A 26044-nucleotide genomic window follows, 5' to 3' on the forward strand; every position below is an offset into this window, starting at 1 on the left:
TTCAATGTTTGTAGATTGCGTAGAGATTGTGGCGGCTTCGGGCAAGGGGGGGCCGGGCTGTGTGAGTTTTAGGCGCGAAAAGTTTGTCATGGAGGGCGGACCGGATGGGGGCGATGGGGGCGATGGGGGCGACATTGTCTTTAAAGTGGATAGCAACAGCGACACACTCAGTGCCTTTAGGGGCAAGAAGCACTACAAGGCGCAAAATGGCGCGCCCGGTGGGCCTAAAAATTGCAGCGGCAAGAGGGGGCAGGATTTGGTGATTTCTATCCCCCCCGGGACGCAAATTTTCAACGCCGATACGGGGGGGTTGCTCTGCGATTTAGTGGAGAGTGGGGCACAAATCACCCTGCTTAAAGGGGGCAAGGGGGGGCTTGGCAATGTGCGCTTTAAGAGCGCGTCCAAACAACGCCCCACCTACGCCCAAAAGGGTATGGCAGGGCAGAGCCTAAACCTGCGCCTAGAGCTCAAGCTCATCGCCCATGTGGGGCTCGTGGGCTTTCCAAATGCCGGTAAAAGTACGCTCATTAGTGTGCTCTCAAACGCCCGCCCTAAAATCGCCCCCTACGCTTTCACAACCCTAATCCCCAATTTGGGCGTGGTGCAGGCTGGGCAGTTTAAAGAGTTTGTGATGGCGGATATTCCCGGGATCATTTCCGGGGCAAGCGAGGGCAAAGGCTTGGGGCTAGACTTTTTGCGCCACTTGGAGCGCACGAAGTTTTTATTGTTTGTGCTCGACACCACTTACGATGTCCAAGAGCAATACACGCAACTCCGCCACGAATTGGCACACTTCTCTAGTGAGTTAGCGCAAAAAGATTTTGGCGTGGCGTTAAACAAAATGGATACAGGACAAGTTCCCGAATTTAGCGACCCAAAGGCTAAGTTTGTGCTGCCCATTTCAGCCGCCACGACTGAAAACACGGGGCAGTTATTGCAGCTTTTGACCCAAGCCCTGCATTTGGGCTAGTATATGCCTCTTTTTTTTGCTAAAGATTTTAAAGATACAGAGAACACGAGCCTAGCCATAGGCAAGTTTGACGGCGTGCATTTGGCGCACCAAAAATTATTGAGCTTGCTAGACGACAAGGGGGCGGTGCTGATTGTGGATTGGCAGAGGACTAAGGGGGTGCTGACTTCCTTAAAAGAGCGCATCGCCCTGCTTAAAGCCCATGCCAAGAGGGTGTATTTCTTGCCTTTAGAACAGGTTTGTACGCTCTTGCCCGGGGAGTTTGTTGCGCTCTTGTTAGCTAAATGCCCGCATTTACAAAAAATTGTTGTGGGCTATGATTTTCACTTTGGGCTTAATAAAATGGGAGACACGCAAACTTTGCAAAATCTCTTGCCCCCCCAAATTTGCCTAGAGATCATGCCCGCCTTTAAAATCAAGGGCATGGTCTTGCACGCCCGCCATATCCGCACCTGCCTTAAGAGGGGTGAGGTTGCGCTCGCTGCGCAGTTTCTCACCCGCCCCTTTAGCCTAGAGGGGGCGGTGATCTCAGGGCAACACTTAGGCAGCAACCAACTTTACCCCACACTCAACATGGCGATTCCCCCAAATGCCCTACTGCCCGCCTTTGGGGTGTATGCCGTGCAGGTGCAGCTGGAGGGCAGCTCTCAAATTTATGCGGGTGTGAGCTTTTTAGGCGAGAGGCTGAGCACAGATAGGCACTTAGCCCTAGAAACCCACCTCATCAACGCCCACCTACCCACCCCCCCCAAAGCCCTAAAGGTGTCCTTTATCCAAAAAATCAGGGATAATGTCTTTTTTGACAATCTGCCCGATTTGAAGGTACAAATCAGTAAGGACTTACAGCAAGCCAAAGCCCTCTTAAAGCCCGAGTAAGAGCAAGTTTGTTAGAATAGCCCCACTTTCCACTAAAGGCATTTTATGGACTTGAAAGACACCCCTACTTTAGAGAAAATGGCAACCACTTTGCGCTTTTTATGCGCCGACATGGTGCAAGAAGCCAATAGCGGACACCCCGGCGTGGCGATGGGTCTAGCCGACATCGCCGTTGTTTTAAGCCACCATTTGCACTTAAACCCCAAAAACCCTAAATGGCTGGAGCGCGACCGCCTGGTTTTTAGCGGAGGGCATGCGAGCGCACTTGTCTATGCGCTCCTGCACTTATGGGGCTTTAATGTGACTTTAGAGGATTTAAAGGCATTTAGGCAATTGCACTCTAAAACCCCAGGACACCCCGAGTATCAACACACGGAGGGCATAGAGGTTACCACAGGTCCACTAGGGCAGGGCTTTGCCAATGCCGTGGGATTAGCCATGGCAAGCAAGTTAGCCCAAGGCACGCTAGGCGCGGCGTTTAGCCATAAAGTCTATTGCTTATGTGGGGACGGGGACTTGCAAGAGGGGGTGAGTTATGAGAGTGCGTCCTTAGCGGGGCATTTGGGACTTGATAATCTCATTGTGCTTTATGATAGCAATGCCATCACCATTGAGGGGGACACAAACTTAGCTTTTAGCGAAAATGTGCGCCTGCGCTTTGAGGCTCAAGGGTGGGCGGTGCTTGAGTGTCAAGGGCATAACTTCTTAGACATTGACAACACCTTAAACACCGCTAAACAAAGCGACAAGCCGACTTTAATCATCGCCCACACCACCATAGGCAAGGGGGCGTTAGAGCTAGAGGGCAGCGCAAAGACACACGGCGCGCCCTTGGGGGCTGAGGTGTTAAAACGAGCCAAAGAGGCTTTAGGGTGGGCGCACCCCCCTTTTTATATCCCCGAAGAGGTGAAACTACACTTTAGTCTGCAAAGGGGAGAGGGGGAAGAAAAGCTTTGGGCGCAAGACTTAAGTGCTGAAACAAAAGAAAAAATCGCCCATTTGCAAGCCAAGGACTTTAGCAAGGTGGCTTACCCCGTGTTTGAGCTGGGGCAAAAATGCGCCACAAGGGCGAGCAATGGGGTGATTTTAAACGCCATTAGCCAAGCGTATTTGGGTTTTGTAGGGGGCAGTGCTGACTTAGCCCCCTCTAACAACACCCGCTTAAAAGAGCAGGGGGATTTTTTAAAGGGGCAGTGTGGGCGCAATTTGCACTTTGGCATACGAGAGCATGCGATGGGGGCAATCTGTAATGGGATTTCTAATTATGGCTTGTTTGTGCCCTTTTGTGCGACCTTCTTTGTCTTTAGCGACTATTTAGCTCCCGCTTTGCGCCTAAGTGCGCTCATGCAAAACCAAGTCTATTACATTTTCACGCATGACAGCATCGGCGTGGGTGAAGACGGAGCGACCCACCAGCCCATAGAGCAGTTGAGCCATTTAAGGGCGATTCCTAACTTTGAGGTCTACCGCCCTATGGACGCGCATGAAAATGTGCTATGTTGGCAAGTGGCTTTAAAAAGGAACAAAAGTGCCGCCTTTATGCTCTCTAGGCAGGATTTAGAGGTGGCAAGCAGTGCGAACCTAGAGCAGGTGCAAAGGGGGGGGTATGTGCTACACAAAAGCGCAAGAGAACCACAGATAAGCCTACTTAGCAGTGGGAGCGAGGTGTTGCCTTGTTTAAAAGCCGCCGCCCTTTTGGAGGCTGAGAACATCGGGGTGCAAGTGGTGAGCGTGCCTTGCTTTGATCTCTTGTTGCGACAAGAGCAAGACTACTTAAACACGCTCTTAGTGGGAGAGGTTTTGGCCGTGGAGGCAAGCAGGGGGTTAGAGTGGTTTAAATTTGCTGATAGCGTGCTAGGCATGGAGAGTTTTGGCAAGTCGGGCAAGGGGGCGGATTTGTTTAAGCATTTTGGTTTTAGCCCTGAGAATATCGCCAGTAAGGCTAGGGCATTACTATGAAAGAGTCCTTGTATGTCTTTAGCCACCAAAGAGCGTGTAAGGCGTTTTTAGCCAAACAACCCGAGGGCTTTTTGCCCGCCACCCTGAGCGTGAAGGACTTTTACGCCCAAGCAAGCTATGTCCCAAACCTCGTCAAAATCCCCAAAAGTGTGCGCCAGCTGCTCTTGGCCAATGCCATTGAAAAGGTGTTAAAAGAACTGCCCGAAAAGGACAAATCCTTATTAGTCTTTGAAACAAGCTTTTTAGGCTACTTAGAGAGCAGTAACTTTGTGGGGCACTTTTTTAATGAGCTTGCCAAATTTGATTTGGACATTTTTTCTATCCAAGAGCGCGATATTTATGGCGACTACACCCACCATTTGGAGGTGCTAGAGCGCATTTACACCCACTACACCACACAGCTAAAAGAGCTTGGCTTTTACGATCCCATTTTGCGTTTAAAGCCAGAGATTCTCCCCGAGGTTTTACAAAAATTCTCGCATATTGAGTTTTATTTGGGCGGTTCTTTAAACCTCTATGAGCAAGAACTGCTTTTTGCAATGGGCGCAATTGTGCCTATTTTCTTGCATTTAAGCGTAGATCGTTACAACAGAAGGTTTTTAGACTTTCTGCACTTGGAGCTAAAAGAGGACTTTTACTATAAAATTGACCTACAAGCCCTACTAAAGGGCGAGAACCCCATATTGCAAAGCACCCCTAAACCCCCCACCAAAAACATAACCATCCACCACTGCAACACCCGCTTAGAGCAAGTGGGGCTTGCCCTAGCTAAGGTGCAAGAGTGGCTAGAAGCAGGGCTTGAGAGCACGAAGTTAGCCATCATCACCCCCGATTCAAGCCTAACCGCTCATTTGCACCTACTGGACACTAAGCGCAATTTAAACTTCGCTCACGGGCAAAATGCCAAATGGGTGTATCAAGATTACTTTGAAGCCCTCAAAAATTTAAAACCCACTGCGAGCACCCCTCCCCTAGAGGACTTAAACACGCAGTGTTTGGCTCTCTTAGAGCAATTAAATGCCCTGAAGTCTTTACAAGACTTCCACCAAGAGTTTTACAGCGCACACGCCAAGGTGCAAGAGGTGTTGGATTATGGCTTTATGGATTGGTTGGAGCTTTATACCCGTGCGCTCAAAGAAGAGCGGGTGGACGACACCACGGGGGGCAAAGTCAAGGTGTTGGATGTTTTGGAGTGTCGGGGGTTAGAGTTTGATAAGGTGGTGATCTTGGATTTTACCGACCAATTCGTGCCAAACTTAAACGACTACGACCTTTTTCTAAATAGCAAAATCCGCACGCATTTAAACATGCCCACCTTAAAAGACAAACAGAACCTACAAAAGCACTACTACTATCAAATCCTGCAAAACAGCCAAGAGGTGGATATTGCCTACCACAGCGCCAACGATACCACCTATTCTAAAATGCTCTTAGAACTTGGGCTGGAGGGGTGCATTATGGAAAATGCTTTTACGCTCTTCCCCCCTGAAAACAAGCACGACTACATTGAAGACAGCTGCATCGCCCCTATCCCTAAAGATTTTGCCTTCGGTGCCACGAATTTAAACGACTTTTTAACCTGCCCTCGGCGTTTTTATTTAAAATACCTGCAAGGGCTCAAAGCCCCCGAGAATAACAACGTACAAATGGGCTCATTCTTGCACGCCCTTTTAAGGGCGCACTACACCCACAGCCCCAAAACCCCCATCAGTGCTAGGATTTTACTAGAGCTCGCCCCCACTACCCCAAAATGGCAAGAGATGAGCGCCTTAGAAAAACTAAGCTTTGAAGTGGCGGTGGATAAAATGGAAAAATTTTTTGCCAAGGAGAGCGAAAGACTGGAAAAGGGGCGGGTAATGGCGTGTGAAAAGCCCTTTGTTTTTTCTTTTGAAGGCTTTAGCTTGAGAGGGCAGATTGATCGCATAGATGCGTTAGACGATGGCTTTTATGCGCTCATTGATTACAAATACAAGTCTTCTAAGGATTTAAAAACCGACAACCTAGAGAGCGTGTCAGAGAGCCAAGATTTCCAATTAAGCCTATACGCCCTAGCCCTCGAGCAAGAGCTGAGTGCGCCCTTGCAAGCGGGCTTTTACAGCCTAAAAGACGGAGAGCTAAAATACGAGAGCCAAGAGGTGTTGCACGCCAAACAAGAGCGCTTAAAAGAGATTTTAAACACCTTGAAACAGCCCTTTGACTTTGTGAAAAACCCTAGCAAGAAAAATTGCCAGTATTGCGCCTACCAGGACATTTGTGGGGTGGAGTATCAAGAAAGGAAGGGCTATTAAACTCGGGTTTTTCGCCTTTTTAATCGGGCTTTTTCTTGCCACCTGCTTAGGAGAGAGTGGAAACTTGGGGGCTTTGGGTGTGGGGATCGCCTCTTGGCATTTAAATTACCTTGGACCAATTGCCTACTTAGACCCGCTGTATTTGTTCTTTGTGTGGCGCTGGGCAAGCTTGAAGAGTTTAAAGGGACTGGAGGCGATTTTGGCAAGCCTCATTGGGTTTTTGGGCTTGCTGGTGGGGCAAGCTCTGCTCTTTAAACAAGGGCTTGTGGGCGCAATCCTACTTAGTTTAATCGCTAAACCCATTGGCGCGCTCGGGGCGTGGTTTGTGGTGCTAGCGGCTCTGCTTTATGCCTTTGGTGTGCTTTTTCCTAAGAGTTTTGCCAAGTGCAAAGACAAGTTGCCTAGCCTAGTGCGCCTAGGTCTTGAAAAGAGCAAAGAGGGGGGCGAAGCTCTGTTAAAACTCCTACAAGGGTTTAAAAGCCCCCCTAGAAAGGCGCATTTTAGGGATCAAACGCTCTTCACGCCTAAAGCCCCACATACACCTTTTGAGCCTAAAGACTTTGAGAGTGCCCGTCCTAAAAGTTTTAAAATCAAGGTGAGTCACTACCAAGAAACCCAAGAGGCATTCGATCACGGCGTGCGCCTTGTGCAAAAATCCCAAGACCCCCAAGCAGAGAGCCAAGCAGCCCCCCAAGAAGCCCAAGAAGAGTTAGATCATGGCGTGCGTCTTGTGCCAAAAGAGCCCCAAGAAAACCAAGAGAGCCAAGAGCCTAAAAACCCCCCACCTGCTCCAAATTTTCATTTAGATTTGTCCGCCCATAAGGATTTATTAGAACAACGCCACGCCTTGCAAAAGCCTAAACAAAATGCGTTGCCTAGCCTAGATCTTTTAACCTCGCCCGCACCCCAAGCCGCCCAAACCGACAACTTGCAAGAGAAAATCCACAACCTCTTAAACAAGCTCAAAATGTTTAAAATTGAGGGCAAAGTCGTCAATACCTGTATAGGCCCGATGGTTACGACTTTTGAGTTTCGCCCCGCCGGGCATGTCAAGGTGAGTAAGGTTTTAAGCCTTGCTGACGACTTGGCGATGGCTTTGTGCGCGCAGTCGATCCGCATACAAGCCCCCATAAAGGGTAAGGATGTGATGGGGATTGAAATTGCCAATGACAATCTAGCCCCCATTGCCCTAAGAGAAATCCTAGAGAGCCAAGCCTTTTTACAAAGTGCAGGTTTAAGCCTAGCTCTTGGCAAAAGCACTACGGGCGCGCCCTATGTCCTAGATTTAAAAGCCATGCCCCACTTGCTCATAGCGGGCAGCACGGGTAGCGGCAAAAGCGTGGCGATGCACGCCTTGATTTTATCCCTGCTTTACAAGCACAGCCCCCAAGATTTGCAATTTATAATGATTGACCCTAAAAGAGTGGAATTTAGCCTATACGCACACCTGCCCCATTTAAAAACCTCTATCATTACAGACCCTAGCGAGGCGCAGAGCACCCTAGATGATTTGGTGCGCGAAATGGAGCAACGCTACGACTTACTGAGTGCTAAAAGGGCCAAAAACATAGATAGTTACAACCAAAAATCCCCCCAAAAACTGCCTTTCATTGTGGTGTTGATCGATGAGCTCGCGGATTTAATGCTTGCAGGAGGCAAGGACATAGAAACTCCCATAATCCGTCTCGCCCAAATGGGGCGGGCAAGCGGGCTGCACCTAGTCATTGCCACACAGCGCCCCAGCGTGGATATTTTAACGGGGCTCATTAAAGCAAACCTGCCCTGCAAAATCAGCTTTAAAGTCGCCTCTAAGGTGGATGCAAGGGTGGTGTTAGACACTGAAGGGGCACAAAATCTCTTAGGCAGGGGGGATATGCTCTTGATCGCGCCGGGCAGTAGCGCGCCCATAAGGCTACACGGGGCGTTTGTGGGTGAGGAGGAAATAGAAAGAGTTGTGGATTTTATAGAAAGGCAAGGACATGCAAAATCTGTATGAAAACACCCAAGAATTAGACAATCGGGCGTGTGCGCTCTATGGGCTGGAGTCTAGCCTACTCATGGAGAATGCCGCTACTAGCCTGTACCACGAAGTGGTGCAAAGGGCAAAGGGCTTAAAAAAAATCTTAATTGTGTGTGGAGGGGGGGATAATGGGGGGGATGGCTACGCTTTGGCGCGGCATTTAAGCGATTATGAGGTGCAAATTTTAAGCGTCAAAGAGCCTAAAAGCGCGCTGTGCCAAATCCAATACCAGCGCGCTCTAGCTAGCCATATAGAGGTCTTGCCTCACTTAGAGTTGTGCCAATCACCTGAAATTGTCATAGATTGTTTATTTGGCTCAGGGTTTAAGGGGGCTTTGAGCCAAGAATTGCAAGACTTGATACACGCCCTAAACGCCCTAGATGCCTTAAAAATTGCTTGTGATGTGCCTAGCGGGCTAGATTCTCAAGGCTTTATAGAAAACATAGCCTTTAGGGCAGATGTGTGCGTGGCAATGGGGGCTTTAAAAAGTGGGCTCTTTAGCGACTATGCAAAGGACTTTGTGGGCGAAGTGGTGGTGGGGGATTTAGGCGTGGGACGGGGCTTGTATGAAGCTGAGAGCCCCCTTTTCTTGTTAGAAAAAAGCGATTTGGTCTTGCCCCTGCGTTTTAAGCAAAATACCCACAAGGGCTACTTTGGGCATGTGGGCGTGGTGGTGGGGGCGCATTGCGGGGCGGGGTTTTTGAGCGCAAAAAGCGCATTAGCCTTTGGCGCGGGGCTTGTGAGTGTGCTAGGCGCGCCTGAGCTGCAACACACAAAGCCCCACGAAATCATGTATGCTCCCACAATCCCCAAACAAATAAGCGCCTTTGCGCTGGGCATGGGGCTAGAGGGTTTGCCTGAAAACTTAGAGCAAATGCTTGAGCTTGCCCCTTGTGTGCTCGATGCCGGAGTGTTTTACGAAAGGGGGCTGCTTGGGGTGTTAGACAAGCCTTACCAAATGGTGTTAACCCCACACCCTAAAGAGTTTTTAAGCCTGCTAAATATGCTCGGCTATGAGGTGGAGTTGCCCGAGTTGTTGCGCTTTAAACTCAAATGGGCGCATGAATTTAGCCAAGCCTACCCGCATGTCGTGCTGCTCTTAAAGGGCGCAAACCCCATCATCGCCTACAGCGGGCAAATGTATATCAACCCTTTAGGATCTAGCGCATTAGCCAAAGCAGGGAGCGGAGATGTGCTAAGTGGCATGGTTGCTGCCCTTTTGGCACAAGGCTACAGCCCATTAGATGCTACAATTAATGCGAGCCTCGCCCACGCCATCGCCGGTAGTCTAAAGCCCACAAGTTACGCCCTAACCCCCCAAAAACTCATAGACAACCTAGCCACGCTCTAGGAGAATAAAAAACTCTGTGTTGCCCTCCTTGCCTTTTAAGGCAGACTCACATATACATAGCACCTTTAAGCCCATATTTTGTGCCAAAGTTAAAAACGCCTCTAGGCTTTGGCTAATAGCTTCTTTGTCTAGCACCACGCCCTTTTTATTGCGCCTCACCCCCAAACCCACTTCAAACTGCGGTTTAAAAAGTAAGAGAAGTTGTGGGCTTAAGGGGGCAAGGGTAGCTAAGAGCAGGCGCAAGGAGATAAAACTCACATCACACACCAATAAGTCGTAAATACAGCTTGCTTGAAATGCCCGAATGTCGCAAGATTCGTGCAATTCTATTCTAGGATTTGCCCTAAGCTCTTTGGCTAATTGTCCCTGCCCCACATCCACGCACACTACACGCCTAGCCCCCTTTTCTAACAAGACTTGGGCAAACCCCCCCGTGCTTGAGCCCACATCCAAAACGACTTTATCTTGGCACTCTAGGGGGTGTTGCTCTAAAAAGCCCCACAACTTCGCACCCGCCCGCCCCACAAAGCGTTTAGGCTGTGGGGGTAGAGTTTGCAATTCTTGGGCTAATTCTTGTGTAACTTGCAAACTTGGTTTTAAGCCTAGCCCAAATTGCCCCTTTAAAATCAAGCTCTTGGCATGCTCTCTACTGGTAGCGACCCCTTGTTGCACTAGGAATTGATCCAAGCGCATACTAGTCTCTTATGAGCATGTGCAAATACTCGGTAGTGCGCGCTTTGGCTTGGGGGCGTTTGGAGTCGGCTTTAAAACGGCTGTAATTTTGGCTTTTGAGGTGGTATGTGCCGTATTGGCTAAAAAGAGACTTGATTTCCTCTAAACTAAGCAAGCCCTCATCGTTGTAGCTTAAGAACACAAAGCGCGCGCTGCTGTGTTGCAGCACATGCTCTAAACTTTGATAAGCCGAGGACTTTTTACACCAAGCCGACTTGTTGTAAGTCCTAAGCCCCGTCCTGCCCTTGGGGGTGAAGTCGTCATAAAGGGCAATGCTGTTTAAGATATGGTAGTTTGCCCCGTATTCGCGTTGGTTGTAGGGGGGGTCTAGGTATAAAATATCGGTTTGCAAATGGGAGATCAGCTCTTTAGCGTCTGTGTGGTAGGCATGGTGTAGGTTGGGGCTTAAGATCAGGGGGGCAGCAGTTAGGATCAGCTCTTGTTGTGCGCTCTTTTTGAGCTTCTTTAAAAACGCCCCATAGACGCAGGCGGTGTTGGCGACTTTGTCCGCTGACTCTAAAAGTGAAGTGAGTAAAAAATAATACTCGGCTTGGCTAGTCGCCCCTGTGGCATGCCACTCTTGGATTTTGGAGCGCATGGCATCGATTTTTAAGGCATTGCGATCACTAAAATACTGCCGCCCCTCTCCACCGCCTAAAGCGTAGTGTTGATAGATTTTGCCCTCTAGGGGGGGCAAGTGGTTGAGCTCATTTATGAGCATTTTTGCCCGCTTGAGGGGTTTAGTGTTTTCTATGTAGTGCTTGGCGAGCACAAAGCTAAAAAACTCTTTGTCGTTGCTGATGACTTGTTTGGCGTGGTTTTTAAAGAGCCGCCCCACCGCTGCCGTGCCTGAGAACAAATCCGTAAAAACGCAATCCTTTAAATCCATGCCCTGAGATTTTAAGCTGTGTTTAACACTCTTGAATAAAAACCCTAATAACCTTTGCTTAGAACCTATGTAATTCATGCTAAGAGAATAGCATAACTAGGGGTTTTTCGGGGTTTTTAACACCCTTGCAAAGTGCAAACAGCATTGCGCCACAATGAAGGGGGGCAGAGTGTAGCTCACATGCAAAATGGTGTCGATCTTAATGGGCTCAAAAAGCACCACAACTCCCCAAATGAGCGCGCTCACACACGCCACGCACATAAGAACCATCGCCAAAACCTCAAGCCCCTTTGCGAGTTTTTCTTTTCTCTCTTGCGCCATGGGGGGCTATTGTAGTGCAAAATTTTAAACAGCTTAAGGTGTGGGATAACCTTGTGGTGCCTTGTTATTGGGTGGTCCTTACATCCACATGGACTAACCGAACTCTTAATTTGCACCTATTCAATGTGCTAAGTGATTTCTAAGTCTGTATAGCTTGCCTATAAACTAGGGATTAAGTTGCACGAACACCACAGCGGCGGCAAACCCACCATCGTGGGTGATGCTGACATGCAAGCTTTTGACATTAAATTCGGCTTGTTTAGCAGAGCTAAGGTTGAGCAAGGGTGCACCTAAGGAGCTTTTAGAAAGTTGTATGTCCAAGAAACTTAACCTTGCGCCTATGCCAACGCCCAAAGCCTTAGAGCAAGCCTCTTTACACGCCCAAGCTCCAGCAAGGCTAGCTGGCTTAGCAAAAAGTCTTTGTTCTTGGGAAGTTAAAAAGCGGTTTAAAAAGTGCTCTTTATAGCGACGGACATTGCGCTCTATACGCTCAATAGCAACAATGTCTAAGCCTATCATTGGATCACAAAGTCGGTAAAGAAAATATTTTTCACATAGCCATCAATTAAAAAGCTATTGACATTGTTGCGGATCTCTTCCTTGAGTTTATTTTTGCCCTTTAGGGTGCTGATCTCTTCAATGGACTTAGACGAAAGGATTTCAATGATGGTGTCTTTAATCGCCGTTTCTTTAACTTTAACCTCTTGGAGTAATTTGGGATCGCTAAGTTCCAAGGTGATGCTTGTCTTCAAATAGCGGCGGCCACTTTGGGTGATTAAGTTCACCACAAAGGGCGCATCTAGGGGGTAGAGTGGCCCCAAAGAGAGATAATCTGAAGAGTGCACCATTAAATCCGATTGCCCCCCATTCTCGTTTAATTTGGAGCTCTCCCTAATTTGGCGCATTTTATCGCCTACCACGCCTCCCTTAGCCCCGTCTTTATTGCCATTCTTATTCAGCAATAAAATAGCGATCACCCCGATCAAAGCGATCATTATCACAACTGTGCCTATAATTACAAACAAAAGGGCCTTACTCTTTTTGGGTTGCTCTTTGGCTTCGTCTGCCATGCTCTATTCCTTTGTATAAAGATAATAACTTAAAGTTGTTCTGCCAAATTTCCTAGCTTTGATTATACTAAAGCTTGGTGTATTTCTAGGCATGTGCGCCCCACTCAAATGCTCGAACACCAACAAAAGCCCATGTTGCAAAAACCGCTCCAAACCCTTTAAACGCGCCACCAACGCCCAGCATTTCTCATAAATGCCCTCCATAAAAGGCGGATCTAAATACAGCACCACTAAACCCCTTGGCTCTAAACCCTCTAAATACCCCACTAGGGCACTAAACACATCCGCGTGGATCGTCCTTAAGCGCACCATTGGCACGCGCGCTTTTAAAATTTGGGCGTTTGTTTGCAGCACCCCAAAGGCTTCTTTGTCTTTTTCAAACACCAAAGCTTCAAATGCCCCACGGCTCAACGCCTCCAAACCCATAGACCCACTGCCCCCAAAGCCTTCTATGAAAGTGCTTTGCAAAATCGAACCTTGCAGCACATTAAAAAAGGACTCCTTAATGATCGCCTTGGTGGGGCGGGTGGTGGCTTTGGCGGGCATTTGTAAAGCTAGCCCCTTGCACGCCCCACCCAAAATCTTTAAACTAAGGGACATCAGCGTTTATAATCCTGCAACAAGTCCAAGAGTTTATAGGTGTATTCTTGCAATAAAGATTGCACCTTGTGTTCTAAACTTTCGCTTTGGGCTTTATTGGCGTGAAACTCTTGTAATTTTTGGAGCAACTCCGCCTTAGTGAAGGGGGTTAAAATGTATGCGCTCGAGTCCGAGCCGATGAGGCAAGTTGCCTTGTAGGGGTTTTTAATGGGATGGTCGCTTAGGATAAAGTCGCAATTTTCTTCAGTGGCTAAGAACTCTTGCAGGTAGCTTTCCAAAACTTGCCCGAGCAATAAAGAGCGACAACTGACAAAAATCTTCACTTTAAGAACTCCGTTTTTAGCACAATAGGGTATTATTGCATATCCTAAGTTTAAGAACGCTTTTTAAGGGAGTTTATGCAAGAGCATATCCGTAATTTTTCCATCATCGCCCACATCGACCATGGCAAAAGCACACTCGCCGACTGCTTGATCCAAGCCTGTAAGGCACTAAGTACGCGCGAAATGACAAGCCAAGTCCTAGACACAATGGATATTGAGAAAGAAAGGGGGATCACCATTAAGGCGCAATCCGTGCGCTTAAACTACCGCTACCAAGGGCAAGAGTATATTTTAAATCTCATAGACACCCCCGGGCATGTGGATTTTAGCTATGAAGTGTCGCGCTCTTTGGCGGCGTGCGAGGGGGCGTTGTTGGTGGTGGATGCCACGCAGGGCGTGCAAGCACAAACGATCGCCAATGTTTATATCGCCCTAGACAACCAACTAGAAATTTTGCCCGTCTTAAATAAAATAGACCTGCCTAACGCTGAGGTAGAGGCGGTGAAAGAAGACATTGAAGACACCATCGGGCTAGATTGCGCTGAGGCAAATTGCGTAAGCGCAAAGGCACAAATAGGCATCAACGAACTCTTAGAGGCGATCATCACCAAAATCCCCCCCCCAACAGGCGACAAACAAGCCCCCACAAAGGCACTGATTTACGACTCGTGGTTTGACAACTATTTGGGGGCTTTGGCGTTGGTGCGTTTAAAAGAGGGGCGCTTGTGTATCAATCAAGAGGTTTTAGTCATGGGCAGTGCAAAAACCCACCAAGTGCTAGGGCTTTACTACCCAAACCCCCTACACAAAATCCCCACAAACTCCATTGAATGCGGAGAAATCGGCATCATCTCTTTGGGCTCTAAAAACCTTACCGACATCGCTGTGGGCGACACTATCACAGACGCAAAAGCCCCTACCCCCACGCCCATAGAGGGCTTTAAACCCGCTAAACCCTTTGTCTTTGCCGGGCTTTACCCCATTGAAAGCGACCAATTTGAAGAGCTAAGAGAAGCCCTGCTAAAACTCCAACTCAATGACTCGTCTTTGCAATTTGAGCCAGAAAGCAGCGTGGCTTTGGGCTTTGGTTTTCGGGTGGGCTTTTTGGGCTTGTTGCATATGGAGGTCATTAAAGAACGCTTAGAAAGGGAGTTTAATTTAAACCTCATTGCCACCGCGCCCACGGTGGTGTATGAAGTGCATTTGACAGATGGGCAGGTGATCGCCGTGCAAAACCCTAGCCAGCTGCCGCCTGAGAGCACGATAGAGAACATTGACGAGCCCTATGTGCGCGCGAGCATCATCTCCCCTAGCGAATATCTAGGCAATTTACTAAGCTTACTTAACAACAGACGGGGGGTGCAAGATAAAATGGAATATCTAAACCAAAACCGCGTTTTGCTCACCTACGATTTGCCGAGCAATGAAATTGTCATGGACTTTTACGACAAACTCAAATCCTGCACGAAGGGCTATGCCAGCTTTGACTACGAGCCCATCGGCTACAAAGAGGGGCAGTTGGTTAAGCTAGATATACGGGTGGCTAATGAAGTTGTGGATGCGCTCTCTATCATTGTAGATCGCTCTAAAGCCTATGAAAAGGGTAAGGCTTTGGTCGAAACCATGAAAACCTTGATCCCACGCCAACTTTTTGAGGTGGCGATCCAAGCGAGCATCGGCAATAAAATCATCGCCAGAGAGACGGTCAAATCGGTGGGAAAAAATGTTACGGCGAAATGTTATGGGGGCGACATCACTAGAAAACGCAAACTCTTAGAAAAGCAAAAAGAGGGGAAAAAACGCATGAAGGCGATCGGCAAGGTCCACCTACCCCAAGAGGCGTTTTTAGCGATCCTCAAGGTGGATTAGTAGCCACAACGCCTAAACCAGCAGCTAGCTAGCACCCACAACAGACCCCAAGCTGTTAAGCCGCTTGTGATCCTTGTTGCGCTAAACCAGATAACCCCAGCTGCATTACAGCACCAACAGCCCTAAATTCCGCTCAAAAAACCCAACTTATACCTTAAATCGGGTGAGGATTGTGCACCCAACCAAGTCTAACGGGTGCCCTCTCTCATTTCCAAACTCACCGCTATATCAAGACTCTTTCCACCAAAGCCCACATCGGAACCACAAGTCAAGCCTTGAGTGAGCACATCGTTTAACCCAAATGGTGCGGTGAATTATCTACTTTTACACCCACTTTTTTATCTTTGTAAAGCCCGGTGCCTACAGGAATCATGCGCCCTAGGACAACATTTTCTTTTAAATCTTCTAAGAAGTCTTTTTTCATGGCAATGCTCGCCTCTGTGAGCACCTTAGTGGTTTCTTGGAAGCTAGCCGCAGAGATGATGCTATCACTACCAATCGCCGCACGGGTGATGCCAAGGAGCACGGGCTCAGCAATGGCCGGCTCGCCCCCAGAGTGCAACACCCGTTGGTTTTCCTCTTTAAAGTGCTTTTTGCTCACCAAATCGCCCTCAATGAATTTTGTGCTCCCACTGTCTAAAATCCGCACTTGGCGCAACATTTGCGACACGATGATCTCGATGTGCTTGTCGGCGATGTTCACCCCTTGACGGCGGTAGACTTGTTGCACTTCGCTCACGATGTATTTATGCAATTCTTTTTCCCCACTGATGCGCAAAATGTCATGGCTGCTCACCACGCCATCGGTGATCGCCTCGCCGGCATGCACGAACTCGCCCGGGTGCACCAAAATTTGCTTGCCCTTGTCGATGAAATACTCAGCTTTGCGCCCATCGATTGCGGTGATACACACCCGTTCTTTATTACGCACGGGTTTATCAAAGCTCACCTGCCCGTCAATTTCGCTTAAAATCGCTAAGTCTTTAGGTTTGCTTTTGCGTGCCTCAAAGATGTCGGAGACGCGGGGCAAGCCGCCTGTAATGTCTTTAGATTTGGCGGTAGCTTTGGGGATTTTGGCGAGCACATCGGCAATCTCCACTTGCGCACCATCGGCAATGGTGATCGAAGTTTTAGGCTCTAGGGGGTAGTGAAGGGGTTCTTGGCCCTCTGCTTCGATCATTAAGCTAGGTTTAAAGCCCGTAGGGATGTATTCATTCACCACTAAAGAGTGCACGCCCGTGTTTTCATCCTCGGTCTCAGTCACGCTCACCCCCGCCACAATGTCCACAAAGCGCACCACGCCGGCAATGTCGGCGATGATGGGGGGTGTTGTAGGGGTCCCAGCTGGCGATGACATTTTTACTTTCAGTGCTGGGTTTGACTAAAAGCGTGTCGGCTTTTACGGGGCTGTTGTCGTCCACTTGCACCAAAGAGTTGCGCGCGATGTAGTGGCGGATCGCCTCCTGGTCGTTTTCATCGGCAACCACGGCAAATAAGCCCTTTTCCTCCACGATATCGCCGGCTTTAATGCCCCGCGCGCGCTCTAAGTGATCGCCCACGAGGTTATAAAACTTCACCACGCCTTTTTCTTTGGCAAGGGTGTTTTGGGTGATGGGGTCGTTGTCTTGCACGGCGATCTCGCTGGCGTAGGGGATGCGATTTGGCACATTCCAGCCGTCTTTGATGATGTCAGCGATGCTGCCCCCCTCATGTACAACATGCCCATTGCTATAGGGCAGGTAAATTTTGCCCTCAATTTTACCGCTCACGCCGGCAAGTTCATTAGGTTTAGCCACATCGCTTTTACGCAACACAAACTTGGCTTCTTTGTCGCCATCGCTCACACTTAAGACCACCTCTTCGTGCGCGCTGTCGATTTTAAGCGTGCCGGCAAAGGGGGCTTTGATCTTGGGTTCAACCACCAAGATCGCGGCGTTACGGCGATTCACGATGATGTTCTTGCCCTCTTTGTTTTGGTAGGTTTTGACATTGAAAAAGCGCACAAAGCCCTCATTGCTTGCCAAGATCTCGCGCTCCTCTTGGCTCCTTGAAGCCGTCCCGCCCACATGGAAGGTGCGCAAAGTTAATTGCGTGCCCGGCTCGCCAATGGATTGCGCCGCCACCACGCCCACAGCCTCGCCCGGCTTAACCATTTTGCCCTCGCCTAGATTCAAGCCATAGCACTTGGCGCACACGCCCTTTTGCGCCTTACAAGTTACTGGCGTGCGGATGGTTACGGATTTAATCCCGGCTTCGACAACCCGTTTTGCTTTCTCTTCATCCACCATCGTGTCGGCATTTAACAAAACCTCGTTTGTGAGCGGATCGATGATGTCCTCCACTAAAACCCGCCCAAAAATGCGCTCTTCTAAGGGTTCGATGAGTTCGCTGCCCACCGTGATGTCGGTGATCTCAATGCCCTCGTGTGTGCCGCAATCCTCTTGCACGACCTTAACATTTTGGGCAACATCGATGAGTTTGCGGGTGAGGTAACCGGCGGTGGCGGTTTTTAAAGCGGTGTCTGCGAGCCCTTTACGCGCCCCGTGTGTGGAGTTAAAATACTCCAACACATTCAAGCCCTCTTTAAAGTTAGAGATGATGGGCGTTTCAATGATCGAGCCATCGGGTTTAGTCATCAGCCCACGCATGGCAGAGAGTTGGCGGATTTGCGCGGCTGAACCCCTAGCCCCGCTATCAGCCATCATATAAATGGAGTTAAAGCCCTGCTTATCGCTGGCAATGGCTGCCATCATCTCTTGGCTCATGGCGTCATTGACTTCGGTCCAAATGTCAATGATTTTATTGTAGCGTTCTTGCTCGCTCAAGTGCCCGCCCTCAAATTGCGCTTGGATGTCTTTGACCCGCCCTTTAGCCACCTCCACCATATGCACTTTATTAGCGGGAGTGATGATGTCCTCCATGGAAATAGAGATCCCCGCTTTGGTGGCGTATTTAAAGCCTAGGTTTTTAAGATTGTCTAAGAATTTAGCCGTCTGCCCGATCCCGCTCTCTTTATAAACAAAATCCACCAACGCCCCGATGTCTTTTTTCTTAAGGACCTTATTCCACAAGTGAGTGGGCACAAAGTCAGGTAGAATAGATTTAATCACCAGCCGCCCGGCAGTGGTTTGCAAAATGTGGCGTTCTTGTAATACCCGCACCTTGGCATGCACATCCAATTCTTTGGCATCCACTGCCATTAAAACTTCCGCCACGCTAGAGAAAAGTTTATGCTCGCCCAGCACCCCGTTTTTTTCTAAGGATAAGTAGTAAATTCCAAGCACCATGTCCTGGCTAGGCACAGCCACAGCCTTACCGCTAGCTGGTAGCAAGATATTCATGGAACTTAGCATTAAAACCTTGCATTCGGTGATCGCCTCTTGGCTTAGGGGCACATGCACAGCCATCTGGTCGCCGTCAAAGTCGGCGTTGAAGGCAGAGCACACCAGCGGGTGCAGTTGGATCGCCTTGCCATCGATGAGTTTAGGGTGGAAGGCTTGGATGGATTGTTTATGCAGTGTGGGCGCGCGGTTTAAGAGCACCGGATAGCCCTCCACAATTTCCTCTAAGCACTCCCAAACCTCGTTGGTTTTCTGCTCAATCATGCGTTTGGCTTGTTTGAATGTAGTCGCAAAACCCTTTTCCTCTAACTTAGAGAGCAAATGGGGCTTAAAGAGCTCCAATGCCATATTTTTAGGCAACCCGCATTGATCCATGTTGAGATTGGGTCCCACCACAATCACACTACGCCCCGAGAAATCCACCCGTTTACCCAGCAAGTTTTGGCGGAAACGCCCTTGTTTGCCCTTGATGATCTCGCTTAGGGATTTTAAGGGGCGTTTGTTTGCGCCTTTCACGGCATTGGCGTTGCGCCCATTGTCAAACAAGGCATCCACGGCTTCTTGTAACATGCGCTTTTCATTACGCACAATAATTTCGGGCGCACCCAGCTCCATAAGCCGTTTCAAGCGTTGGTTGCGGTTGATCACGCGGCGGTAAAGCTCATTCACATCGCTCACGGCAAACTTACCGCCATCTAACGCCACAAGGGGGCGTAAATCTGGGGGCAACACGGGCAAGGCTGTTAGCATCATCCACTCGGGGTGGTTGCCTGAATTGATGAAGCTTTCCACGACTTTGAGGCGTTTTACCAGTTTCTTTTTCTTAGCATCCGAATTGGTGTTTTTCACCTCTTCTTTTAACGCCTCAAGCAAGGCGACAAGGTCTAATTCCTCCAAGAGCTCTTTAATGACCTCCCCGCCCATTTGTGCGTTGAAGTCGGGATCGGAGTTGTGCCGTTGGATGCTTTGGAATTGCTCCTCGTTTAAAATGTCGTATTTCAACACGGGTTTTGTACCCTCGATGTCGTAACACGCGCTGGCGGGGTCTTTCACAATGTAGGCTTCGTAGTAGAGCACGCGCTCTAAATCTTTCATTTTAATGCCTAAAAGCGTGCCAATGCGGCTAGGCAAAGAATTGACATACCAAATGTGCGCCACAGGGGTGGCTAGCTCAATGTGCCCCATTCTAAAACTACGCACTTTAGAGCTGGTGATCGCCACGCCGCATTTTTCGCAAGTGCCAATCGTTTTATAGCGGGGTTTCTTATACTTGCCACACAGGCACTCGTAATCTTTCGTGGGTCCAAAGATTTTCATACAAAAGAGCCCGTCCCTCTCGGGTTTGAGCGTGCGGTAGTTGATGGTCTCTGGCTTTTTCACCTCCCCATAGCTCCACTCGCGGATTTTATCCGGGCTGGCTAAAGTGAGCTGGAACGAGCTAAAGTCTTTGGGGCGCTCGTCCTCTTTAATGACAATGGGTTTTGGCATGCCAAATTCATCCACTTCCTCATTAAAGATATTCACATCCAAAGCCAAAGATTGCAACTCTTTGGTGAGCACATAAAAGGTTTCGGGGATTTCGCTCTCGCCCACATGCTCGCCTCTAGCGATCGCTCTATAAGCGTTCTCCCTACCTTTAATATCGTCCGATTTCACCGTGAGCATTTCTTTAAGCGTGTGCGCCGCCCCATAAGCCTCCAAAGCCCACACCTCCATTTCCCCAAAGCGTTGCCCCCCAAAAAGTGCCTTCCCGCCCACAGGTTGGTGGGTTACCAAAGAGTAGGGTCCCGTGCTTCTGGCGTGCACCTTTTCATCCACGAGGTGGTGGAGTTTTAACATATACATGTAGCCCACATTGACGCGCTCTTTCATTTTCTCGCCCGTGCGCCCGTCGAACAGCTCGGTTTTGCCATCTAGGTCGATTTTGGCAAGCTTGAAAAGCTCCATGAATTGCTCTTGGCTGATGCCCTCAAAGACGGGGATGGCAAATTTCACACCATTTTGCCAATCGCGGGCGTATTCTAAAAGTTGCTCATCGCTACATTTTTCAAGCATTTTCGCCAAGTCGTGGTTATGGACATTCACCACATGGGCAATCTCTAGCATTTTAGCGCGCAGTTTTTTCAGCATGTCGGCAGTGTGCTCTGCCAAAAGGGCTTGGATTTGTTTGCCTAATTCCTTACCTACAAGTCCTAAATGCACTTCTAAAATCTGCCCGATGTTCATGCGGCTTGGCACGCCTAAGGGGTTTAGCACAATGTCGATGGGCTCGCCATCGGCAGTGTAGGGCATGTCGGCAATGGGCACGATATTAGACACAATGCCCTTATTCCCGTGCCGCCCTGCCATTTTATCCCCCACTTTGAGCTTGCGCTTCGTGGCGATGTAAATTTTGACTTGCTTAATCACCCCATTGGGTAAAATGTCGTCTTTTTCTAGGATAGAGAGTTTTTTCTCGTGGCTTTGCCCTAGAAGTTTCTTTTGCTCTAAAATGTTGAGCTTGATTTGCTCGAAGCGTTCTTGCACTTCCTTGCTGAACTTTTTAGACAAAGAGATCAAGCCAAAGCGGTTAGTGCTTTCCACGACCTCTCTGGGGATTTTGCTCCCTTTGGGGTAGGCAACATCGTTTAAGGTAACTTCTTCCTCTAAAGGCTCTTGGGAGAAGATCGCACTGATTTGCAGGGCTTCTTCTTTATCCAGCATTTTAAAATGCTTGTCGTGGCGATCGTCTAACACCCATTTTTCTTCTTCATAGGCACTTGTGGCGCGTGCATCCTTTTCATAGCCTTTTTTGGTGAAAATTTTCACCCCGATCACCACGCCCTCTAAAGAAGGAGGGCAATAAAGCGACTTATTCACCACATGCCCGGCTTTGTCCCCAAAAATGGCACGCAGCAAGCGCTCTTCTGGTGTGCTTTTCATTTCACCCTTGGGCGAAACCTTGCCGACTAAGATCATCCCTGCGCTCACATAAGTCCCAATTTTAACGATCCCCCCGTTATCCAAGTGAGCGACTTCCTCCTCCTTGACATCGGGGATATCGGCGGTGAATTCCTCAATCCCGTGTTTAAGCTCCCTAGCCTCGATCTCTTTTTCATAGATGTGCACGGAGGTGAAGACATCGTCTTTGGTGATTTTTTCGCTCACCACGATCGCGTCTTCAAAGTTGTAGCCGTTCCAGGGCATGAACGCCACGCGGATATTTTTACCTAGGGCTAGTTCGCCTTGATCCATGCTTGGTCCATCGGCGATGATTTGCCCCTCTTCCACCACATCGCCCACTTTCACGATGGGAACTTGGTTAAAGCAGGTGTTTTGGTTGGTGCGTAGGTTTTTTTGCAATAAATAAGAGCTGATGTGCGGTCCCTTCTCAGGGTCTTTTTCCACGATGTAGATGTTCTCTGAATCCACTTCATCCACAACGCCCCTACGCTCCGCCTTCACGCTCCCCCAAGAATCCCTGGCAATCACGCTTTCAATGCCCGTGCCCACAATGGGGGCTTCGGCTTTAAGCAGGGGCACGGCTTGGCGTTGCATGTTCGTCCCCATCAGCGCGCGGTTGGCATCGTCATGCTCTAAAAAGGGGATCAAAGAGGCGGCCACACCCACTAAGATTCTAGAGCTTAAATCCATAAGGGTTACTTTACTCTTTTCATTGAGCGCAATTTCCCCACCCACGCGCGTTTCTACCAAGTCCTCTTGGATATGCCCTTTGGCGTCTAGTGCGGTGCTGGCGGGCGCGATGACATGCCCCTCCTCTTGAATGGCGGTGAGATACTCCACATCCCCGCTCACCTGCCCTTCTATCACTTTTTTATAAGGGGCTTCAATGAAGCCTAGTTCATTCACCCTTGTGAAAGTGGATAGGGTATTGATGAGCCCGATGTTTTGCCCCTCTGGGGTTTCAATGGGGCAAATGCGCCCGTAGTGCGTGGGGTGCACATCGCGCGCCTCAAAGCCCACGCGATCTTTCACCAAACCGCCCTCACCCAAAGCGGATAAACGGCGTTTGTGGGTAACTTCAGATAAGGGGTTGGTTTGGTCCATGAATTGGGAGAGTTGCCCGCTCATGAAAAACTCTAAAATGGTGCTGGTGATCATTTTAGAATTCACCAAGTCGTGGGGCATGAGCGCATCTAGGTTGGTGTTCATGGTGGTGAGCTTGTCTTTAATGGTCTTTTGCATTTTCATCAAGCCCTCGTGCAACTCATTGGCTAAAAGCTCACCCACGGCGCGGATACGGCGGTTGCCTAAGTGGTCGCGATCGTCAATGCGGCCTTGCCCGTTTTTGATTTTAATGAGGTATTTCACGGTCTCAATGATGTCCTCGTGGGTGAGCACCGTAACATAGTTAGGCACCTTTAAATGCAATTTGTGGTTCATTTTCATGCGCCCAACCATTGTCAAATCGTAGCGCTCAGGATCAAAGAAGAGTTGTTGCACATACTGCTGGGCGACTTCGGCTGTAACGGGATCGCCCGGGCGCATGACTTTATAAATGCGAATCGCCGCCAAAGCGTTTTCATCCTCCACTTTTTCGCTTTGTTTCAAAAGTTTTTGCGATTCGCTTTTAAGCGACTCGTTGTCAGCACTAAAGGATCTAATGATGGAGGCGTCATGGCCTAGGGCTAGGTCATTGGCGATGACAAACTCTTTCACGCCCGCTTCTTTGAGTTTGTCAAGTTTGGGTTGTTCTAAGAGGGTTAAAGCGTCTAAAAGGGTTTCTTTGTTCTTGTCTAAAATGGGTTCGGCTAGGTAACGGCTCAGTAAAATTTTAGTGGGATATTCTACCCACTCAACCCCACTTTCTCTAATTTCCTTGGCTTTTTTAGCGGTGAGTTTGCGGCTGGCGGCTAAAAGCACCTGCCCTTTTTCATCCTTTAAATCAAACTCCAAGCGGCTATCTGTGGCGATGCTTTCAAAGGGGATGAAGTAACGCCCCTCTTCTCCTTCGGGTTTGTAGCGCACTTTGAGCAAGGGATAGAAAATACGGATGATGTCTTGTTTGCTATAGCCTAGGGCTCTAAAAAGAATAGTGGCAGACACCTTGCGGCGTTTGTTGATGCGCACATGCAAGATGTCTTTGACATCGTATTCAAAATACAGCCAAGAGCCGCGATCGGGGATGATTTGCCCGGTGTAAATGAGTTTATTCGCACTGGTGGTGGATTTTTCCTCTTTAAAAATCACCCCCGGGCTTCTGTGCAGTTGATTGACCACAACCCGCTCAACTCCATTAATAATAAAGGAAGTGCGATCGGTCATTAAAGGGATTTCGCGGATAAAAATGCTCTGTTCTTTAATGTCCTTCGCACCTAGTTTTTCGCCCGTTTTAGGGTCTTTCTCCCAAAGAATGAGGCGGATTTTGATTTTAAGATAGACAGAATAAGTGATGCCCCGCTCCATCGCCTCGCGCACGGTGTATTTGGGCTCGCCGTATTCACAGCCCCCGTATTCTAAGGTGATGCGGTTTTGGCTATCGTGGATGGGAAAAACCGATTTAAACACCCGCTCAATCCCACTTTCTCTGCCCTCTTTGGCGTATAAAAACGCCTCATAGCTGTCCTTTTGTAGGAGCAAGAGATTAGGGACCTGCAAGTCTTGGGGCATTTTTGTAAAATCTGCACGCAACCGATTTCTTAAAGTTTTCATGTCAATAAACCTTTTTGATGGAGATTGGAGGCTGGAAACGACACACACATAAAAATTAAGTTCAATTTAAATCCATTTGGCGGTGTTCCCCTTAATACACGCTTACCCCTCCTTATCCCCTCCTTTTAAAGTTTTTTACTTAATTTCAGCTTTCGCCCCGACTTCTTCAAGTTTCTTTTTAATGGTTTCGGCTTCCTCTTTATTCACGCCCTCTTTGAGCACATGGGGAGTTTTCTCGGTGGCTTCTTTTGCCTCTTTAAGCCCTAAGCGGTGATTTCGCGCACGACTTTAATGACTTTGATTTTCTCCGCCCCAGTCTCAGCAAGCACCACGCTAAATTCGGTTTTCTCTTCCGCCGCTTCTGCAGGGGCACCGCCAGCAGCCCCAGCCACCACAGTGGGGGCGGCACTCACGCCAAATTTTTCCTCAAAGTCTTTGACAAGCTCACTAAGCTCTAGCACGCTCAAAGACCCAATATACTCTAACACTTCTTCTTTAGTGATTGCCATGTAAATCCTTTATTCTTGTTCTTTTGCTTTTCTCAAATTGTCTAAGCCCGTCACAAAGTAGCGCGCCGGTGCCGTCCAAACAGACAGCAACATGCCAATAAGCTCTTCTCTGCTGGGCAGCTTAGACACCGCTTCAATGTGCTTTGTATCCACCGCTTGCTTTTCAAACAGCCCCATTTTGACAATGAAGCGTTCTTTATGCTCCTTAGCAAAGCCCATGACTAATTTAGACAACGCGATTTGATCCGCGCCCCAAATGAAGACATTGGTTTCTTTGAGTTCTAAGGGCTCTAGATTCGCCCCTTTTAGTGCCAAAGACGCAAGGGTGTTTTTAATCACTTGGACGCTGATGCCCTGCACTCTCGCGGCGTTACGCAACTTTTCTAAATGCTGCACTTGCAAACCCTTGTAATCGCACACCACAAGGGCTTGCATTTGGCTAAAGGCATCGGTGAGCTTAGAAACCAGCTCTTGTTTTTGTTCTTTATGCATGTTTCCTCCTTTCCAACTAACTTCCACAAGGCGCAAAGCGATTAAGCCCTAAAGCCCTTGTTTCTTCAGTTAAAGATAAACTATTTCACATCCATGAGTTCTTGAGAATTCAAACGCACCCCGGGCGACATCGTCAAGGACACCACGCTGTTGCGGATATACTTGCCCTTAGAAGTGCTGGGTTTCAAGCGGTTAATCGCTCTTACAAGCTCTAGCATGTTATCTTGGAGTTGCTCTTGTTTGAAACTCGCCTTGCCAATGGGGGCGTGCAAATTGCCCTTTTTATCCACCCTGAAATTCACCTGTCCGCTTTTAGCGTTGCCAACCGCCTTTTTGACATCCATTGTTACGGTGCCGGTTTTTGGATTAGGCATCAGCCCCTTAGGCCCTAAAATACGCCCCACTTTACCCACGATCGCCATCATGTCTGGCGTGGCGATCACCATGTCAAAATTCGTGTTGCCGTTTTTAATTTCTTCAGCCAAATCCTCGCCCCCGACCACATCGGCCCCGGCTTCTTTCGCCTCATCTAATTTGACATCTTTGGCAAAGACCGCCACACGCACTTTTTTACCCGTGCCATGGGGCAAAACCACCGCCCCACGCACCATTTGATCGGCGTGCCTTGGATCCACGCCCAAACGCAAAGCCACTTCCACGGTTTCATCAAATTTCGCAGACGCTAAAGACTTTGCTACGCTAATGCCTTCTTCAAGGCTATACACTTTCTCTCTGTCAAACTGAGAGTTTAACTTTTCTACCCGTTTTGCCAGCTTTGCCAT

Annotated in this window: 16 protein-coding genes and 2 pseudogenes; 7 read left to right on the top strand and 11 right to left on the bottom strand. The window is 48.8% G+C overall.

The genetic code is table 11. The features are described 5' to 3' along the window. The first annotated feature begins 4 nt into the window (after positions 1-4). From obgE to K6J74_RS06785, 6 genes are read left to right on the top strand one after another with little or no spacing between them, the layout of a single operon-like run. A complete protein-coding gene (obgE, locus tag K6J74_RS06760; protein WP_221271619.1) occupies positions 5-970 on the top strand; it encodes a GTPase ObgE in 966 nt (321 codons plus the stop codon). Between the two features lie 3 nt (positions 971-973). Continuing rightward, entirely contained in the window at positions 974-1846 is an 873-nt protein-coding gene (locus K6J74_RS06765) for a bifunctional riboflavin kinase/FAD synthetase (protein WP_221271621.1), read from the top strand. Positions 1847-1891: 45 nt separating this feature from the next. Beyond that, positions 1892-3805 (top strand): transketolase, encoded by a 1914-nt coding sequence (tkt, locus tag K6J74_RS06770; protein ID WP_221271623.1) that lies wholly within the window; start codon positions 1892-1894, stop codon positions 3803-3805. Continuing rightward, positions 3802-6093, top strand: coding sequence for a PD-(D/E)XK nuclease family protein (locus tag K6J74_RS06775; RefSeq protein ID WP_221271625.1), 2292 nt, complete (start codon positions 3802-3804; stop codon positions 6091-6093). Before tkt ends, K6J74_RS06775 begins: the two co-directional genes overlap by 4 nt. After that, a complete protein-coding gene (locus K6J74_RS08755) occupies positions 6059-8089 on the top strand; it encodes a DNA translocase FtsK (RefSeq protein WP_260321574.1) in 2031 nt (676 codons plus the stop codon). Before K6J74_RS06775 ends, K6J74_RS08755 begins: the two co-directional genes overlap by 35 nt. Then, entirely contained in the window at positions 8073-9464 is a 1392-nt protein-coding gene (locus K6J74_RS06785; protein WP_221271627.1) for an NAD(P)H-hydrate dehydratase, read from the top strand. The genes K6J74_RS08755 and K6J74_RS06785 overlap by 17 nt, the downstream gene beginning before the upstream one ends. Here the strand turns inward: K6J74_RS06785 and K6J74_RS06790 are convergent. The 7 genes from K6J74_RS06790 to K6J74_RS06820 form a co-directional block, all read right to left on the bottom strand. Next, the gene (locus K6J74_RS06790) at positions 9450-10157 is read right to left on the bottom strand and encodes a TlyA family RNA methyltransferase (protein WP_221271628.1); all 708 of its coding nucleotides are present in this window, start codon (positions 10155-10157) and stop codon (positions 9450-9452) included. The two genes, K6J74_RS06785 and K6J74_RS06790, sit on opposite strands and share 15 nt — an antisense overlap. Before the next feature lies 1 nt (position 10158). Then, on the bottom strand, positions 10159-11163 hold the full coding sequence (locus K6J74_RS06795) for a DNA adenine methylase (protein ID WP_221271630.1): 1005 nt from the start codon (positions 11161-11163) through the stop codon (positions 10159-10161). 18 nt (positions 11164-11181) lie between these two features. Further along, on the bottom strand, positions 11182-11406 hold the full coding sequence (locus K6J74_RS06800; RefSeq protein WP_221271632.1) for a hypothetical protein: 225 nt from the start codon (positions 11404-11406) through the stop codon (positions 11182-11184). Positions 11407-11571: 165 nt separating this feature from the next. Continuing rightward, entirely contained in the window at positions 11572-11925 is a 354-nt protein-coding gene (acpS, locus tag K6J74_RS06805) for a holo-ACP synthase (protein ID WP_221271633.1), read from the bottom strand. Next, positions 11922-12476 (bottom strand): flagellar basal body-associated protein FliL, encoded by a 555-nt coding sequence (gene fliL, locus K6J74_RS06810; protein WP_221271636.1) that lies wholly within the window; start codon positions 12474-12476, stop codon positions 11922-11924. The genes acpS and fliL overlap by 4 nt, the downstream gene beginning before the upstream one ends. Positions 12477-12479: 3 nt before the next feature. Continuing rightward, positions 12480-13076, bottom strand: coding sequence for a 16S rRNA (guanine(966)-N(2))-methyltransferase RsmD (gene rsmD / locus K6J74_RS06815; RefSeq protein WP_221271638.1), 597 nt, complete (start codon positions 13074-13076; stop codon positions 12480-12482). Beyond that, positions 13076-13399 carry a hypothetical protein gene (locus K6J74_RS06820; protein ID WP_053830031.1) on the bottom strand — a complete coding sequence of 108 codons (324 nt, stop codon included), beginning with the start codon at positions 13397-13399 and terminating at the stop codon, positions 13076-13078. Before K6J74_RS06820 ends, rsmD begins: the two co-directional genes overlap by 1 nt. A 75-nt stretch (positions 13400-13474) precedes the next feature. On the opposite strand from K6J74_RS06820, the gene lepA reads away from it, so the two are divergent. Further along, positions 13475-15268 (top strand): translation elongation factor 4, encoded by a 1794-nt coding sequence (gene lepA, locus K6J74_RS06825; protein ID WP_221271642.1) that lies wholly within the window; start codon positions 13475-13477, stop codon positions 15266-15268. Between the two features lie 292 nt (positions 15269-15560). On the opposite strand, the pseudogene K6J74_RS06830 reads toward lepA, so the two are convergent. The 4 genes and pseudogenes from K6J74_RS06830 to rplA all read right to left on the bottom strand — a co-directional run bounded on the left by K6J74_RS06830 (position 15561) and on the right by rplA (position 26044). After that, a pseudogene (locus K6J74_RS06830) lies at positions 15561-24261 on the bottom strand (DNA-directed RNA polymerase subunit beta/beta'). A gap of 135 nt (positions 24262-24396) precedes the next feature. Further along, positions 24397-24770, bottom strand: a pseudogene (rplL, locus tag K6J74_RS06835) (50S ribosomal protein L7/L12). A gap of 9 nt (positions 24771-24779) precedes the next feature. Further along, positions 24780-25262: a 50S ribosomal protein L10 gene (rplJ, locus tag K6J74_RS06840; protein ID WP_221271652.1), complete on the bottom strand. Its 483-nt coding sequence runs from the start codon at positions 25260-25262 to the stop codon at positions 24780-24782. 80 nt (positions 25263-25342) lie between these two features. After that, positions 25343-26044 carry a 50S ribosomal protein L1 gene (gene rplA / locus K6J74_RS06845; protein ID WP_104742013.1) on the bottom strand — a complete coding sequence of 234 codons (702 nt, stop codon included), beginning with the start codon at positions 26042-26044 and terminating at the stop codon, positions 25343-25345.

The organism is Helicobacter sp. NHP19-012 (genome assembly GCF_019703325.1).
Lineage (GTDB): Bacteria > Campylobacterota > Campylobacteria > Campylobacterales > Helicobacteraceae > Helicobacter > Helicobacter gastrofelis.